This is a genomic window from Streptomyces sp. NPDC053069 (assembly GCF_044546895.1).
Classification (GTDB): Bacteria; Actinomycetota; Actinomycetes; order Streptomycetales; family Streptomycetaceae; genus Streptomyces.
This window is the reverse complement of record NZ_JBITZN010000003.1, coordinates 351,882-367,493: the sequence shown is the minus strand read 5'-3', so window position 1 is coordinate 367,493 and position 15,612 is coordinate 351,882. Positions and strand designations below refer to the sequence as shown.

Below are 15,612 nucleotides of genomic sequence, written 5' to 3'. Positions count from 1 at the left end.
AGGGAGCGGGGGTCAGCAGATCCAGTCCGCCTTGGTGTCCCAGCTGCTCCAGACATCCAGCTGGCGCCACGTCTTCGGGCCGACGATGCCGTCCTGGGCGAGGCCCGCGCAGCCCTGGAACTTGACGACCATGCTGCGGGTCTGCTTGCCGAAGATGCCGTCCTCGGCGAGGTTCGCGTTCTTCACACTGCGGTTCAGCGCGCACTGGACGGCCTTGACGGCGTCGTCGGTGCTGCCGTAGCTCACCTGAGGCTCGGCCGTGGTGTACATGCTGCAGTAGTTGCCTTGCCAGAGGGCGGAGGCGCTGGTTGCGGTGCCGACGCCGATACCGAGGCCGGAGAGCAGCAGTAGGCCGGTGGTGGCGGCGGCGAGTTTCACACGCATGGTTGTTTCTTTCCTTCGTGGACGGATCGATGTGGTGGGTGGCCGTGGCCGTGGCCGTGGCCTTCGGCTCTTGGGCCCGGAGGCGAATCAGGCTCCGGCGGGGGAGACGATGGCGTAGGCGCCGCGCGAGGCCGGGTCGAAGTGGTGGCGGATCACCTGGTCGCTGGAGTTGCCCTCGATGGTGTCGACGGTGCCGTCCGCGTTGGCCTTCTCGATGATGCCCACGTGCACGCTGGTGTTGGTGTTCTGCGGACCGCTGCCGAAGACGATGGCGTCACCGGGCTGAGGGTTGCTCAGACCGCTGTGCAGCGTGCCGTGTTCGCGTCCGTAGTAGTAGAAGTCCCCGCTGAACGCGGTGTGGAAGTCGACACCGGCCTGCCGCCAGGTCCAGCTGGCGAACAGGGCGCACCAGGCCTCGCACGGGCCGTAGGGGTTGCAGTTGTTGCCCCACTCGTGGACGCCGAGCTGCGAACGCGCGGCCTGGACGATCTTGTCACGGGCGCTGCCGGACAGCGGGGGGACGCTGGGCGTGCCGCCGCTCTCGCCGCCGGAGCTGCCGCCGCCGGTCTCGCGGGCGATGCCCATGGACGCCATGGTCTGCGGGCCGGCGATGCCGTCGACGTCCAGGCCGTGCGCGCTCTGGTAGGTCTTCACCGCGCTGAGGGTGGCCGGGCCGTAGTCGCCGTCGGCCGGGGTGCCCGCCTTGCTCTGGACCTGCTTGACCTTCGCGGTGAGCGCGGAGTTCGTCTGCGGGCCGGCGATGCCGTCGACGTCCAGGCCGTTGTCGCTCTGGAAGGACACCACCGCGTCCTTGGTGGCCGGACCGTAGATGCCGTCCACGCCGCCGGCGCCCAGGTAGCCGAGGCCGACCAGGTTGCGCTGCAGCAGCTTGGTGTCGCTGCTGGTGCCGGTGCCGCTGGAGGTCACACGGTCGATGTTCATCGCGCCCATGGTCTGCGGGCCGGCGATGCCGTCGACGTCCAGGCCGTGCGCGCTCTGGTAGGTCTTCACCGCGCTGAGGGTGCCGGGTCCGTAGTCGCCGTCGGCGGTCGTACCCGCCTTGCTCTGGACCTGCTTCACCTTCGCGGTGAGCGCGGTCATGGTGGCGGGGCCGGCGTCACCGTCCACGGCCAGGCCGTTGTCGCGCTGGAAGTGGCGCACCGAGTCGGTGGTCTGGGGGCCGTAGACGCCGTCGACACCGCTGAGCGGGGCGTAGCTGAGGCCGGCGAGGTCCCGCTGGAGCAGGCGCACGTCGGCCGCGTGAGCCTGGGACACCCCCGGGCCGAACAGCAGGCCGACGAGTATCACGGCGAGGGCGAGCGTCACCGAGGTGACGCGGGCGCCGACCGCACGCGTGGGCATGCGGAGGGTCGTTGTGGACACGTGGATTCTCTCCCAGTTGTCCCGGGTCATGCCCAGGAGGGATGGATGGAGTGGCGTTGGGGGGGAGCCGGCCGGCGACCACCATCCTTGATCACCGCGCCACCGTCCCTCCACCGCTGACGGCCGGATGGGACGCCTTGGGACGCCCCAGGCCGCTGACCTGCGGCTGAGCGATCTCGTGGGACGGGCGTCGGCTGCGCTCGGAGTGGCGGTGGAGGGGGTGACGCGACGTCAGGTCACGTGCCTCCACGGGGCGGTGGTCCGAGGCCGGTTCGACGCGGACCTGCTGGAGCATGGCGCGTACGTCTTCGGGGCCTCGCAGCCAGTTGCCATGGCCGTCTTTGGCGTCGTCGGTCTCGGTGGCACCGGAGTACTACCGGCCGTCGTCGGTCATGACGGCCCAGCCCACATGGCCGACAAGAGGTACGCCGTCGGGTGCCAGGAACAGGCAGACGCGGCCAGCGGCGGCCGGTGCGGCGGGCCGGGCCGCGGCGGCGGGGACGAGGGATGCGGTGACGGCGCAGAGGGCGGCGACGGGGGCGAGGAGGCGGCGGCGAACAAGGTGGGGCATCGTGAACTCTCCGTCTTTCGCGGTGGGGTCGTCCGGTCATGCCTTGAGGGGCCCGTGGCGGGCAGCCGGGTGAGTGGTCCGCCCGCCACGGGATCGAGGTCGCTCCGCCTGCTCAGCCCCCCAGCAGGGAGTTGATCCAGTCGAAGAGGTCATCGGCGGTGATCTCGAGGTCGTCGAGGGCCACGACGACCCAGCCGGAGAGGTTGTGGTACCAGACCATGAACGTGTCGCGGCCGTTCTTGACGGCGTTGATCAGCGACTGCCAGAGCCCCGCCTTCATCAGGAGGACCTTGGCGGCCGGCCCCCAGGGGGCGACCTGCGCGTTCTGCTCGTGCGCCGACGAGGCCGGCGACGGGACGCGGTGGGAGACGGCCGAGGTGGCCGTGGACGCCGCTGTGGCCTTGGGGAGTTGGGCCGCCGAGGCCGAGGCCGAGGCCGAGGCCGAGGCCGACGCCGTGGTCGCGGTGGCGCCGCAGCCGAGGGCGACCAGGATCGCCAGGGTGACGGCCTTCTTCTTCTGCGCTGTGAACATGTGGTTCACCTTCCGGTCCGTGGTGCGGATGCCGGGCGGCTGCCCGACGGGATGGACCGTGCCCGGGCCGCGTGACCTTGCGGAAGGAGTTACCGGTTTCCTGTCCGTCCGGGTACCTGGAAACCAGCTCTGAGCTGGCCTTCTCCTCGCCCGGCTCGGTCGTCCGCGTGGTGTCGCGGTCCGGCGCCGGGAGTTGTCATGAGCTACCGCAACGCGCTTGCCGCCCGCGGCGGCGAACCCCGGCGGCCACCGGAAGGTGGGGCCGGACAGCGCGCCGGGCGCCGTCGGCAATGGGTTGCGGCGGCGATCCACGGCCGTGCGTGACCGTGTTCGCCACACGTCGTTTGGCCGGGTGCCCGCCTTTCGCCGGTCGGGCGGGAGGGCGTGGCATGGCACCGGACGGAACTGCTGACGGCACGAGCTTCGGTGCGGAACTTCGCCGGCTGCGCCGGGCGGAGGGCAAGTCGCTGGCGCAGCTCGCGGACGTCTTGAGGACGAGCAAGGGCTACCTCAGCCGGCTGGAGAACGGCCATCAGCGGCCGAGTGCGCAGTTCGCCCGGGCCTGCGATGCGGCCCTCAAGGCCGGTGGTGCACTCATGGCACTCGCCGCCGCTCCGGTTCCGGACGTGTGCCCGTATCCGGGGCTGACGTCGTTCCGGACCGAGGACGCCCGCTGGTTCTTCGGCCGGGATCGGGCAGTGGCCGACCTGCTGGGGCTGCTGGCCGACCCGAGGACAGCCGGTCATCCGGCGGTGGTGATCGGTCCGTCCGGGATCGGCAAGACGTCTTTGCTGCGGGCCGGGCTGGCGGCGGCAGCCGCGCGTGGCGCCCTGCCGGAGCGGCAGCCGGGCTCGGGGGTGCTGTACCTGACGCCCACCGCGCGCCCCCTGGACGAGTGGCGCAGCCATGACCGGCAGCAGGCCCTGGAGTCGTACGCGCTGGTGATGGTGGATCAGTTCGAGGAGCTGTTCACTCTATGCGGGGACCCGCAGGAACGGGATGCCTTCATTGGTGATTTGTGCGGCCGGGCGGCCGACGGCCTGCCCGTGGTGCTGGGCGTGCGCGCCGACTTCTACGGGCACTGCGTGGCCCATCCGTCACTGCTGGCCTCGCTCCGCGACCGGGTGCTGCCGCTGGGGCCCATGACGGTTCCCGAGCTGCGGCAGGCGATCGCCGAGCCGGCCGCTGCCGCGGGGCTCACCCTGGAGCCGGGGCTGGTGGAGGTGCTGCTGCGGGATCTGGGCAGCGCCCCTGGTTCCGAGGTGTGCCCGCAGGGGGCGCTGCCGCTGCTTTCCCATGCCCTGCGTGCCACCTGGCAGCATCGCCAGGACGGCGTCCTCACCGTCGTCGGCTACGAGCGCACCGGCGGCATCCACGGTGCCGTTGCCGCCACCGCAGAACGCGTCTACGCCCGGCTCAGTCCCGAGGAGCAGGACGCGGCCCAGGGGGTGATGCTGAGCATGGTGCGGGTCGGCGACAACGAGGACGACGTCCGTCAACCGGCCGACCGGGACGCCCTGGTCCAAGCGGATCCGGCGGCGGAGGGGGTCGTGGAGGCGTTCACCCGGGCCCGGCTGCTGACCGTCGACGCCGACCAGGTGCAGGTCAGCCACGAGGCCCTGCTCCGGGCGTGGCCCAGGCTGCGCGAATGGATCGATTCCGACCGTGTCGCGCTGCGTGCCCACCAGCAGCTCACCACCGCCGCCCGCACCTGGGCGCAGGAGGGCCAGGACCCCCACCTGCTGTACCGGGGGACGCGCCTTGCCGCCGCCCTGGAACTCATCGCACGGCGCCGCATGGGCCCGCATGAGGGCGAGTTCGTCCGGGCCTCCGTCCAGCAGCAGGACGCCGACCAGCGGGCCGAGCGGACCAAGATCCGGCGCCTGCGCCGGCTCACGGCGGCCCTGGCCGTCCTGAGCCTCCTGGCCGTCGCCCTGGCCGTCATCGCGGTGCATCAAGGGACGGTCGCCCGCGACCAGACCGCACACGCCCAGTCCCTGGCCCTGTCCGCTGCGGCGGCCGACGCCCGCGGCCGGGGTCTGTCGGAAACCGCCCAACTGCTGGCCCTGGGAGCGGTACGGCTGGACGACGGCGCCGCGACAGCCCGCGGCGCCCTGCTGAGCACGCAGGGCGACCTGCTGAAGGAGCGGTTGGCGGCGGCTCCCGGCGAGCACGGCCGGCTCACGCACGTACTTGCCGCAAACGACCGCACCCTGGCCACGTACGATCGCGAGCACCACGTCCAACTCTGGGACCTCGCCACCCACAAGCCCGTGGGACCGCGCCTCGACTCCGGGAACGGCTCGCTCTTCCCGCTGTCGTACCTCAAGGACTTCGCCATCAGCCGAGACGGACAAACCGTCGCGGTGGGCAAGCAAGCCCGCTTGTGGGTGTGGAGGCGAGGAGTCTCTCGCACCTTCTCTCTGACAGCTCCGGTGGCCGCCCTGGCACTCCGCCCCGACGGCCGACAGCTCGCCGTGGCCACCCTCCAGGGATGCGTGACGGTTACCGGCCTGGACCCGGCCGGGGCTCGGCCGTACAGCCTCACCTGCGACAAGGAGATCGCCCAGGGCCTGGCCTACAGCCCGGACGGCACGCGCATCGCCACGGCCGGTCAGCGGGGCACGCTCACTGTTCGCGACGCCGCCGACGGACGTCTGCGAAATCGCCGGCATGTTCCCGGCGCCAATCTGCTGTCGGTGGCCTTCAGCCCCGACAGCCGCCGCATCGCGGCGGTCGGACATGACAACCTGGCGATCCTGTGGCAGCCGGAACAGGACCGGACCAAGGTGCTCACCACCCCAGTCACCGGCAGCGCCCTGACCGCCGTCGCCTTCAGCCCCGACGGAGCCGTGGTCGCCACAGCCGGGGACGACCTGCAGGCCACCCTCTGGAGCGTGTCCCGCGAACTGCCCATGCTGTCGATCACCGGCCACACGGAACCGGTGCGCGCCGTCGGCTTCACCGACCACGGCCGCACCCTGGTCACCACCTCCGAGGACGGCACCACCGCCCTGTGGGACCTCACCCGCGGCCCCCTGCCCGACGCCCACGGCAGTCAGCAAGAAACCGTGACCTACGTCCGCGGCGGGCACGCCTTCGTCGCCAGTGGCGGCGAAACCCCCCGCGTGTGGACCACCGGCCGCGCCCGCACCTACCTCGGCGCCTTCCCCGCACAGCAGGGGATCGTCTACCGCACCGCCGCCAACGCCGCGGGCACCCTGCTCGCCACCGCCGGCTGGGACGGCAGCGTACAACTGTGGAACACCACCACACGCACACACGAACGCACGCTGCTGCCGGTGAACGACACCGGCACGTGCGGACTCGCCGTCAGCCGAAGCGGCAACGTCATCGCCGCCGGCGACTCCCACGGCACCCTCCACATCTGGAACCGCTCCGGCAAGGAACTGCACCGCCCGATCCACTTGAGCGACGGAGCCATCTGCGCGGTAGCCATCAGTCCCCACGACGAACACCGCATCGCCTTCGGCGACGACGTCAACCAGATCCACCAACTCGACCTCACCAGCCCGGCCGCGCCCATCCTGGTCGGATCCCACACCGACTCCATCCGCAGCCTCGCCTTCAACCACCACGGCACTCGGCTCGCCTCCGCCGGCGACGACCACAAAGTCAAGGTCTGGGACGTGACCGGCCGTCGGCCCCGCCTGGCGCACACCCTGGCCGAATTCACCGCAGCCGTGCGCACGGTCGCCTACAGCAGCGACGACACCCTCCTGGCCGCCGCCGGCCGAGACACCACCATCCGCATCTGGAAGACCACGGCCTACGAGCCCTATGCCATCCTGACCGGCCACCAGAACATGATCGAGAGCCTCGCCTTCCATCCCCACCGCAATCAGCTCGCCAGCGCCGCCCTCGACGGCACCGTCCGCCTCTGGGATCTCACCCCGGACACCGTCCGTGCCCTGGTATGCAGCACACTTCGGCACGCAGGCCCCACCGACTGGACGCACTACGCCCGCAGCATCCCCCAGCCAGACCGATGCGCGTAGGCCCGTCGGTAACCCGCGGTGGCAGTCCACCCGTGCAGGTCGTAGCGTGGAAGGAGGTCGGCAGAGCGTCCGCAATCAACGGTTTGCGTCGTCTGCGCCTCGTCGGCTCGTGAGTTTCCCGACCCCACGATGGCTTACGCCGCTTCGACCCTCCGGCCGCACATGGATCCGCATGAAAGCCGTCTCATGAAGGTTGCACAGCGCTCGACGAGGAGGGCGCCATGGACGCAACGCGGGCAGGCCCGAGCAAGCCGCACACTGAATCGGAGAAGCTGGGCTGGACGATCAACATCCCCGGGCATGAACCCCGGCGGGACTCTCCGGAGTACATCGCCTCCCGGAAGCAAATGCACCAGCTGGTCGACACATTGAATCCGCCCTTCTACGGTCCGGAACCCGTCGAGGACCACCACGGCGGAGGGTTGTGGCTCAAGGACGACGATGGCTGGTTCATGGTCCGCAATCTCGCGGGAATCGAGTGGTCCGCCCAATTCTGTGCCGATCCGGCGAAGGTCGATCTGCTGCGCCAGAACGCCCGTCGTGTGTACGCGCGTTTCCCTGAAGCCGTGGAGAAGCTCGGCATCCGAGAGCTCCTGGACACCCCCATCACGGATGCCGACGGAGTGAAGAAGTGGACGGATTCGATCTGCAACGCCAGTGTCCCGCTGCCGCATGACGTGCACTCCGCCGAATTGCCGCAGGGCGGTGGGGTCCACCACTACCCGAGTCCGATCACCGAGATCGTCTTCTTCAAGGAGGACGACTTCCAGTTGTGGGTCACCGACGTCGGCGGCCATCCGGTGGCAGTGGCCCCGATAGCGGAACGGGGTTCCGGCGAAGGACGCGTCCAGGTGCTCTACGCGCCGGAGCGTTCCGCGCTGTACCCGCAGCTGGAGCAGGCGCGGGGCCGCGGAGACGTACTGGTGCTCGACGCGGAGCATCCGGTGGCCCAGGAGGCATTCCGGCAGCAGTACGAAGCGGACCGCCCGCCGGTTTCGAGGAGCTGACCGAGGACCCTGCCTCTGGTCCTCACCGAGCCAAGGCGACGGGCATGTCCAGGCCACGGGCCGCGACGAGGCGCGCGGTCCCGTCGGCCAGGCTGTAGCACAGGCCCACCACAGCGGCCTGCCCGGCGGCGACCCGCTCGGCCAGGAGGCGGGAGCGGTCCAGCAGCAGGTCGACGGTGTGCCTCGTGTGCTCCGCGAGGATCTCGTGTCCCCCAGACCGCGATCGAAGATGATCTCCGACCCCGCACATACGCACGGCCGAGTCGTGGGTCGACGGCCTTTGCACCACCGTGGCCGGCACGCCGGACGCCGGGCGACGTCCCCTCCACGTCCCCCTTGATGCGGCTCGTCAGTCCGCTGCGCACCTGCTGCCCCGCAGCGGCCCGCCCGCACTGCCCGGCCATGCGTGAGCCACTGCCCACGACGCCGTCACACACCGCCGCCCCCACGACACCGCCGCGGGGCAGGGCCGGCCGGGCCGGACCAGGGCACCACGTGATCCGGCGGGCCCTGATCCCGGCGGACGTCCGTTGAACGTACGCAGCTGCCCGCGGTGCCCACGAGCGGGCTCGGCGGGCGCGGGAGCTGGACCTTCCGTAGATTGAGGAGCGAGCGACTGGCAGGAATGCGTGTGACACCGACGATCGACTACCCAGGGGTGTTCGCCGCCCTTCCGAGCCCGTGCCTGGTGCTCGGCACGGACCTGGTGATCGCTGACGCCAACCCGGCCTTCTGCGAGGTGACCGGACAGAGCCGGGCCGAGCTGCTCGGGCAGTACCTCTTCGACACCTTCCCGGACAACCCCGCCGACCCGGAGGCCGACGGGGTGGAGACGCTGAAGGCCTCACTGCACCGTGTCCTGTCCTCCGGCCAGACCGATCACATGGCGTTGCAGAAGTACGACATCCCGGTCCCCGGCAACCCCGAGGTCTTCAAGGAGCGGTGGTGGACCGCGATCAACGTGCCCGTCGTCGGACCGGACGGAAAGGTCGCCTGGATCATCCACCGGTCCGAGGACATGACCGACGTCGTCCGCTCCCGCCGCACGGCGCACCTGCCGTCGGTCAGCCCCGGCCGGGAAGCGGCCATGGAAGCCGAACTGTACGCCCGGGCGCGGCAACTGCAGCAGCTGAACGAGGAACTGCGACAGGCCCACGCCCGTGAACGGCGCATCGCCGTCGCCCTCCAGGAAGCCATGCTCCACTCCCCGGACCTGGCCCGGCACCCGAACATCGCCGTGCGCTACCTGCCCGCGACCGGATCACTGAACGTGTGCGGCGACTGGTACGACGCGGTGGACCTGCCCGCGGACCGCTTCACCGTCACGGTCGGCGACGTGGTCGGTCACGGGCTGATGGCCGCCACCGTCATGGGCAGGCTCCGCAGCGCACTGAGCGCCGCCACCCGCACCGTCCACGGCCCCGCCCAAGCGCTGGAGGTCCTGGGGCTGTACGCCCGCTCGGTCGAAGGAGCACTGGCCGCCACCGCCGTACAGGTCCTCGTCGACTGCCACAGCCACTTGCTCATCTACAGCAGCGCCGGCCACCCCCCGCCCGTACTGCTGCACCCGGACGGCTCCTGCGAGCTGCTCGACCAGGCCACCGACCCACCGCTGGGGGCCCGCCCCGAACACGTCCCCCGCCCGCAGGCCAACGCGACCTACACGCCCGGCGACACCCTCGTCCTCTACACCGACGGCCTGATCGAACGCCGCGATGAGGACATAGACGCCGGCCTGACCCGCCTGACCTCGACCCTCGCCACGTGCACCGAGTTCGGCGCGGAGCACCTCGCCGACGCCCTCCTCGCCCGCCTGGGCCTCGCCAGCGGCGCCGACGACGACATCGCCATCGTCGTCGTCCGCCTGGACCGAACGACCCGACCGTACTGATCAGGTCGAGGGTCGGGGAAATGGCTTTGCGTCCCCTGTGACCGGCGGGGATGCTGGCTCGCCGGAGGTACTGAAGATGACCGGCGTTGTGTTGAAGCTGTCAGCCCGTGACTTCGTGCATGCGGACCTGGCGTCGTGCGGGTGGGCAGGGTCTGCCCACCACCTGGCCCGCGTCGCCGAGCAGTTGGAGCGTGCCCGGATCGGTGAGGTCGACTACCTGGCGGTCTGCCCTGCCACCAACATCCCTGTGGCGAAGGGCGGTGTCGACTACCGGGTCAAGGAAGGTGCCGGCACTTTGTGGCAGCTGGCGGTCCACCCCGCATTGCAGTCGTGTGGGATCGGCACGTTCCTTGTCGAAGCCGCAGAACTGCGGATCAGGAACCGCGGTCTGCGGCGGGCCGAGCTGGCGGTGGAGGAAAACAACCCCCGGGCACGTGCACTGTACGAACGACTGGGATATGTCGCGTACGACCGTCAGCCGGACTCGTGGGACGAGCAAGCTCCTGATGGATCGCTGCGCCGCTACGAAACGATGTGCACGTTGATGCGGAAGGAACTCGCTTGAGCTCGCCACCTGCACGGCTGGAACTGCTGAGCACTGGGCTGGCAGCCCTGTAAGGGTAAAACGTACAATTAAGGACGAAGTGTACGTCGTATCCGGAGTGCGGTCATGGCTCAGCGGGACAACCCCGAGCGGCGGGGACGCCTCAGTCGCCCGCTGGTGCTCAGTGCGGCTGTCACCCTCGTCGACCGCGACGGGCTCGCGGCTCTGACCATGCGGCGCCTGGCGGCCGACCTGGGCGTGGAGCCGATGGCTCTCTACCGGTACACCGACGGCAAGGAAGGGCTGCTCGACGGGTTGGTCGAGGCGTTCTTCGAGGAGGTCAACGAACGGCTGCGCACCTCGGCACAGGAACCCCGCGCCGGCGCCGCACCGGCCGAGCCGCCCTGGCGGGCCGAACTGTGGCGGGTGGCGCGGGCGTTCGCCGCTGTCGTGCACGCGCATCCGCAGATCCTGCCGGTGGTCGCCACCCGCCCGCTCGCCGTGCCCGTGGCCCGGCGCCCCAGGGCCTGGCTCCAGCTCACCGAGCACATGCTCGCCGTCCTCACCCGCGCCGGATTCGACGACGCCACCGCGCTGACGGTCTACCGCACCTTCGTCGCCTGGACCCTCGGCTGCCTCCTCGTGGACAAGCGACAGGTCGTCGACGATCCCGACGAGCCCGATGTCATGCTGCGCCTCGGCCTGCACCGGCTGCCCGCGGCCGAGTACCCGCGGCTGCGCGCCCTCGTCCCGCGCTTCGGCGACTACGACGACGAGCGGGAGCTGATGACCGGCCTGGACAGCCTCCTCGGCAGCCTCCCCGAGCCCCCGCTTGACGCCTTCTACCGGGGCGGAGCACCCTGAGATTACGACGTACACATCGGGCATATGCTTACCGAATATTCCGCACTGCGCGCGCTCCCACCCGTACATTCACCCGTGCTCATGCGCGCCGCCGTGCCGCCCCGGCAGCCCGACGGCGCCGGAAGAGGCCCGTCATGCCCAGCACTTCCGAGCCCATCCTCCGGGTGCGCGTCACCGCCCGGGACGCCGACACCCTGCGGGCCCTGTTGCGGGACGCCCGCCCCGACGTGGGCGGCCGTCCCCACCGCTCCGACGACGGCACCGTCGCCATCGACGCCTATGTGACCGCCGAGCAGGCAGAGGCCCTCGAACGCGAGGGAGTCCAGGTCACCACGATCGAGGACGCCACGGCCGTCGGCCGCGCCCGTCAGGCCGAGGTCGGCCAGGGCGACCGCTTCGCCCCCGCCGACGCGGTCCCCCGCGGCCTGGCCGCCAAGGAGTAGGACGCTCAGGAGGACACCATGCCGTACCTGAACATCACCGAGGTCGACTCCGCCGTGACCAGCCTGGCCACCGCCTACCCGGCCACCAGCGCACTCATCGACCTGCCCGAGCCGTCGGTCGAGGGCCGGATCTGCCACGCCCTGCGGATCGGCTCCGCCCCCGCCGGTACCAAGGACTGCGCCGTACTGATCGGCGGCGTGCACGCCCGGGAGTGGGGCAGCTGCGAGATCCTCGTCCACTTCGCGGCCGACCTGCTGGAGGCCTACGCCACCGGCACCGGACTCGGCTACGGGGGCACGCGCTTCACCAGCGACCAGGTGCGCACCATCGTGGACGAGCTGGAGCTCGTCGTCTTTCCCCTGGTCAACCCGGACGGCCGACGCTACAGCCAGACCGTCGAGCCGATGTGGCGCAAGAACCGCAATCCGGCGAACTCGGGCGGCGACCCGGCCCGCATCGGCGTCGACATCAACCGCAACTACGACTTCCTCTTCGACTTCACGCAGGCCTTTGCCCCGAGCGCCCCGGTACAGGTCTCGGCCGACCCGGCCAGCGAGGTCTACCAGGGCCCGAGCCCCTTCTCGGAGCCCGAGACCCGCAACGTCCGCCGGCTGCTCGACAGCCACCCCCGCACCCGCTGGTTCGTCGACGTGCACAGCTACTCCGACGACATGCTGACCAACTGGGGTGACGACGAGAACCAGTCGCAGGACGAGGACCAGAACTTCCTCAACTCCGTCTTCGACCACCGGCGAGGGCTGGGCAACGGCACATATGGGGAGTACTTCCCGAAGGACGACGCCAATGACGCCGTCGACCTCGCGCAGCAGTTCTGCGAAGCCGTGCGGGGCGTCGCGGGCCGTACCTACACCCCGAAGTCCGCCTTCCACCTGTATCCGACCTGTGGCACCAGCGACGACTACGCCTACGCACGGCACTTCGCCGACACCACCCATACCCGGGGCGCCATCCTGGGCTTCACCGTGGAGTGGGGCGACCGGGCCGGCGGCTTCCACCCATCGTGGCGGGAGATGGAGCGCAACATCTTGGACGTCGACGCGGGGCTCGTGCAGTTCTGCTTGACGGCGATCTGAGAACCGACCGACACGCGACCGGTTCCGGCCGACTCCTACCCGGCCCGGTGGTAGAAGAACGGATCGATGGACGGCGGCACGAGTGTGGCGTGCGGATTCCTCACGTGCCGTACCTCGGACACCCGCACCACGGCCGTGCGCCCGCCGGCCGGGCCACCCGCCCCCTCCTCCTCTCACCTCAGCCCGGGTGCCGCCACCGCACGGCGGTGACCGGGTGGGTCCAGTCGGGGGCCAGAGATATTACTCTCCGTAATGATTTGCCGCGTCGGTCGAGGGTTCCCAGTGCATCGCCATGACCGATCATGTGCGAGTCGTACCGATCTCTTTTGAAGTCCAACTCCCTTGACCGGCCTGGGTTATCGGCCTCTTGTGCGAAGGCTCATACCAGAGCGGGACCGATCGTGCGGGACTTTGTCAACTGCCCCCCGCACATGAGGCAGAGGCGACTACTGTCAGTGGCCGCATGGCAGCCCGACGGACAAGTACGAGGACGCAGATGTCTCACCTCCGAGCACCGGCCGGCCGTGCCGACCGCCGGGAGGGCGGACGGCACGGGCGACCGGTCGCCCGACCCGCTCCCGCACTGCCCGAGACGCACATACGGCCCCAGCTCATGCGGCTCGCCGTGCTGCCGCCCGTCGCGGTCGCCCTCAGCGCCACCGCCGCCGTCCTGTTCAGCATCCGGTCCTCCGGCACCCGCACCGGGCCCATGCTGTGGGCCGTGCTCGCCGGAGCGGTCACCGTGACCGTCGCCGGCATCCTCATCGCCGCCGTGGCCGCCGACCGCGCCGCCCGCTCGGTCTCCGACCGCGTCGCCGCCCTGCGCCGTACCGCCGCGCACGGCGAGGCCGACCTGCACGCCCTGGTCGACGCGCTGCGCCAGGGCGAGCCCCCGCCGCAGCGCTCGCCGCGCCGCCGCCCACCCGAGGACGCCGACGACTTCGAACTGCTCGCCGCCGACCTGGACCGCGCGCACGACGGCGCCGTCACCGCCGTCGTGCGCGCCGCCCAGCTCTCCAGCCAGACGGGCAGCGAGCAGAAGCTGGAGGTCTTCGTCAACCTCGCGCGCCGGCTCCAGTCGCTCGTGCACCGGGAGATCTCGATCCTCGACGAGCTGGAGAACGAGATCGAGGACCCGGACCTGCTCAAGGGTCTGTTCCACGTGGACCACCTGGCCACCCGCATCCGGCGCCACGCCGAGAACCTCGCCGTGCTCGGCGGCGCCGTCTCCCGGCGCCAGTGGAGCAACCCGGTCAGCATGACCGAGGTCCTGCGCTCCGCCATCGCCGAGGTCGAGCAGTACTCCCGGGTGAAGCTGGTGCCGCCGATCGACGGCGAACTGCGCGGCCACGCCGTTGCCGACGTCATCCATCTGCTCGCCGAACTCATCGAGAACGCCTCGGTGTTCTCCGCCCCGCAGACCCAGGTGCTGCTCCGCGCGGGCCTGGTCACCTCCGGGCTCGCCGTGGAGGTCGAGGACCGCGGACTCGGTATGCCCGTCGGCGAACAGAACCGGATGAACGCCCTGCTCGCCGACCCCGACCAGGTGAACGTCGCCAGCCTGCTGGCAGACGGCCGCATCGGCCTCTACGTCGTCTCCCAGCTCGCCCGGCGGCACGGCATCCATGTGCGCCTGCAGAGCAACATCTACGGCGGTGTGCAGGCCGTACTCGTCGTCCCGCAGGCGCTGTTGGGTACGGCACCCGGCGTGCCCGGCGCGGCCGCCGGAACCGGCGTCTCCCAGCCGCACACTGCGGCCGGCGCCGGTGCGGCGCGCCCTGTGCGGCTCCAGGGGCAGACACAGGCGCCGGGCCAGGGGCACCAGCACGGGTACGCGCAGGAGCAGGGACATGTGCTCGGACAGGGGCACGGGTTCGGCCGGGCGCAGGGGCCTGTTCCCGCGTCGCCGCCGGGAGTGCGTCCCGCGGAGGCGAGCCCCGCGCAGGACGGGGACGGTACCGGGCTGGGGACCGGGGCTGCCCCACCGGCCTCCGACACCCTGCCGGCCTCCGGCGCACCGCTCGCCTCCACGGGCGGGGCCGGCTCCGGTACCGGACAGGCTCGGCGGCGGCACGCCCAGCACGAAAGCGGGTGGCGCGGCACGGAGAGCGGTACGGCGAGCGGTGACAGCGGGCGGAACGACGGTGCCCCGCTGCCGCTTCCGGTGCGGGGCGTCCGTCAGGATCGGCCCACGCCCGCCGCTGCCGTACCCGGCGTCAGTGCCGCCGACCGGGCGGCGGTCGAAGCCCACGCGGGCATCCTGCCCACGCCACGCACCGGCACCGTGCGCGGGACCATGGGCAAGCCCCCGCTGCCCCGCCGCCGTGCCCAGGAGCACATCGTCCCCCAGTTGCGCGGCGGCCCCGCGCCGCGCCAGGACATGGACACCGTGCCGGGCCACGACCCGGGGCTGATGGCCGCCTTCCAGCGTGGGGTCGGACTCGCCGAGGCACAGCAGCACATGGAGCACATGGAGCACATGGAGAGCCAGGAGCGCACCGCCCTGGACTCCGGCCACCTGAACTCCAGCAGCCACCCGGACCCGGCACACATGGGCTCCCCGCACACGGGCTCAGCCCACATGCCGTCCGCGCACATGGAGTCCGGCCACATGGAGCCCGGCCACATGGAGTCCGGCCACGTGGATTCCAGCCACGTGGAGTCCGCTCACACGGACTCCGCCCACCTGATCAGTCATCAACTTCAGTCGGCACCGCAGGAATTCACCGACCCAGTGCCCCCCATATCCCAGCAACGCGCCCCCGCGCCCGCATCCGACGGTGCTCGCGGTGCCGGCCGGTCCGACGGGAGCGCCCCGGCCGACTGACCACCCGCACCGTACCCGCCCCCACCCCCACCACCCCGACCCATCCGCACCC

At 71.1% G+C, this 15,612-nt stretch carries 13 protein-coding genes; 8 read left to right on the top strand and 5 right to left on the bottom strand.

The window, feature by feature from the left end:
* Nucleotides 1–12: 12 nt before the first annotated feature.
* The 4 genes from ACIGXP_RS08705 to ACIGXP_RS08690 all read right to left on the bottom strand — a co-directional run bounded on the left by ACIGXP_RS08705 (nucleotide 13) and on the right by ACIGXP_RS08690 (nucleotide 2,870).
* Nucleotides 13–384, bottom strand: coding sequence for a peptidoglycan-binding protein (locus tag ACIGXP_RS08705; protein WP_399765678.1), 372 nt, complete (start codon nucleotides 382–384; stop codon nucleotides 13–15).
* 87 nt (nucleotides 385–471) lie between these two features.
* The gene (locus ACIGXP_RS08700) at nucleotides 472–1,767 is read right to left on the bottom strand and encodes a peptidoglycan-binding protein (RefSeq protein WP_399765675.1); all 1,296 of its coding nucleotides are present in this window, start codon (nucleotides 1,765–1,767) and stop codon (nucleotides 472–474) included.
* Nucleotides 1,768–2,140: 373 nt separating this feature from the next.
* Nucleotides 2,141–2,338 carry a hypothetical protein gene (locus tag ACIGXP_RS08695; protein WP_399765672.1) on the bottom strand — a complete coding sequence of 66 codons (198 nt, stop codon included), beginning with the start codon at nucleotides 2,336–2,338 and terminating at the stop codon, nucleotides 2,141–2,143.
* Nucleotides 2,339–2,450: 112 nt separating this feature from the next.
* On the bottom strand, nucleotides 2,451–2,870 hold the full coding sequence (locus tag ACIGXP_RS08690) for a hypothetical protein (RefSeq protein WP_399765669.1): 420 nt from the start codon (nucleotides 2,868–2,870) through the stop codon (nucleotides 2,451–2,453).
* A 389-nt stretch (nucleotides 2,871–3,259) separates the two neighbouring features.
* Here ACIGXP_RS08690 and ACIGXP_RS08685 point away from each other — a divergent pair, with 389 nt between their 5' ends.
* Both ACIGXP_RS08685 and ACIGXP_RS08680 read left to right on the top strand, forming a co-directional pair.
* Complete coding sequence (locus ACIGXP_RS08685; RefSeq protein ID WP_399765666.1) at nucleotides 3,260–6,889, top strand: helix-turn-helix domain-containing protein; 3,630 nt, start codon at nucleotides 3,260–3,262, stop codon at nucleotides 6,887–6,889.
* Between the two features lie 221 nt (nucleotides 6,890–7,110).
* Complete coding sequence (locus tag ACIGXP_RS08680) at nucleotides 7,111–7,896, top strand: DUF6424 family protein (protein ID WP_399765663.1); 786 nt, start codon at nucleotides 7,111–7,113, stop codon at nucleotides 7,894–7,896.
* A gap of 22 nt (nucleotides 7,897–7,918) precedes the next feature.
* On the opposite strand, the gene ACIGXP_RS08675 is transcribed toward ACIGXP_RS08680, so the two are convergent.
* On the bottom strand, nucleotides 7,919–8,152 hold the full coding sequence (locus ACIGXP_RS08675) for a hypothetical protein (RefSeq protein WP_399765660.1): 234 nt from the start codon (nucleotides 8,150–8,152) through the stop codon (nucleotides 7,919–7,921).
* Nucleotides 8,153–8,521: 369 nt separating this feature from the next.
* Between ACIGXP_RS08675 and ACIGXP_RS08670 the strand changes: the two genes are divergently transcribed.
* The 6 genes from ACIGXP_RS08670 to ACIGXP_RS08645 all read left to right on the top strand — a co-directional run bounded on the left by ACIGXP_RS08670 (nucleotide 8,522) and on the right by ACIGXP_RS08645 (nucleotide 15,560).
* Complete coding sequence (locus ACIGXP_RS08670; protein WP_399765657.1) at nucleotides 8,522–9,787, top strand: SpoIIE family protein phosphatase; 1,266 nt, start codon at nucleotides 8,522–8,524, stop codon at nucleotides 9,785–9,787.
* Nucleotides 9,788–9,863: 76 nt separating this feature from the next.
* Nucleotides 9,864–10,352, top strand: coding sequence for a GNAT family N-acetyltransferase (locus ACIGXP_RS08665; RefSeq protein WP_363220319.1), 489 nt, complete (start codon nucleotides 9,864–9,866; stop codon nucleotides 10,350–10,352).
* A 105-nt stretch (nucleotides 10,353–10,457) separates the two neighbouring features.
* On the top strand, nucleotides 10,458–11,195 hold the full coding sequence (locus ACIGXP_RS08660) for a TetR/AcrR family transcriptional regulator (RefSeq protein ID WP_399765654.1): 738 nt from the start codon (nucleotides 10,458–10,460) through the stop codon (nucleotides 11,193–11,195).
* A gap of 134 nt (nucleotides 11,196–11,329) precedes the next feature.
* Nucleotides 11,330–11,638: a hypothetical protein gene (locus ACIGXP_RS08655; protein WP_399765651.1), complete on the top strand. Its 309-nt coding sequence runs from the start codon at nucleotides 11,330–11,332 to the stop codon at nucleotides 11,636–11,638.
* Between the two features lie 18 nt (nucleotides 11,639–11,656).
* A complete protein-coding gene (locus tag ACIGXP_RS08650; RefSeq protein WP_399765647.1) occupies nucleotides 11,657–12,733 on the top strand; it encodes a M14 family metallopeptidase in 1,077 nt (358 codons plus the stop codon).
* Between the two features lie 496 nt (nucleotides 12,734–13,229).
* Complete coding sequence (locus tag ACIGXP_RS08645) at nucleotides 13,230–15,560, top strand: ATP-binding protein (RefSeq protein ID WP_399765644.1); 2,331 nt, start codon at nucleotides 13,230–13,232, stop codon at nucleotides 15,558–15,560.
* Nucleotides 15,561–15,612 lie beyond the last annotated feature (52 nt).

Coding starts and splice junctions, on each gene's coding strand:
- ACIGXP_RS08645 (WP_399765644.1), top strand. CDS start 13,230: ATGTCTCACCTCCGAGCACCGGCCGGCCGTGCCGACCGCCGGGAGGGC.
- ACIGXP_RS08705 (WP_399765678.1), bottom strand. CDS start 384: ATGCGTGTGAAACTCGCCGCCGCCACCACCGGCCTACTGCTGCTCTCC.
- ACIGXP_RS08695 (WP_399765672.1), bottom strand. CDS start 2,338: ATGCCCCACCTTGTTCGCCGCCGCCTCCTCGCCCCCGTCGCCGCCCTC.
- ACIGXP_RS08655 (WP_399765651.1), top strand. CDS start 11,330: ATGCCCAGCACTTCCGAGCCCATCCTCCGGGTGCGCGTCACCGCCCGG.
- ACIGXP_RS08685 (WP_399765666.1), top strand. CDS start 3,260: ATGGCACCGGACGGAACTGCTGACGGCACGAGCTTCGGTGCGGAACTT.
- ACIGXP_RS08660 (WP_399765654.1), top strand. CDS start 10,458: ATGGCTCAGCGGGACAACCCCGAGCGGCGGGGACGCCTCAGTCGCCCG.
- ACIGXP_RS08650 (WP_399765647.1), top strand. CDS start 11,657: ATGCCGTACCTGAACATCACCGAGGTCGACTCCGCCGTGACCAGCCTG.
- ACIGXP_RS08665 (WP_363220319.1), top strand. CDS start 9,864: ATGACCGGCGTTGTGTTGAAGCTGTCAGCCCGTGACTTCGTGCATGCG.
- ACIGXP_RS08680 (WP_399765663.1), top strand. CDS start 7,111: ATGGACGCAACGCGGGCAGGCCCGAGCAAGCCGCACACTGAATCGGAG.
- ACIGXP_RS08690 (WP_399765669.1), bottom strand. CDS start 2,870: ATGTTCACAGCGCAGAAGAAGAAGGCCGTCACCCTGGCGATCCTGGTC.
- ACIGXP_RS08670 (WP_399765657.1), top strand. CDS start 8,522: ATGCGTGTGACACCGACGATCGACTACCCAGGGGTGTTCGCCGCCCTT.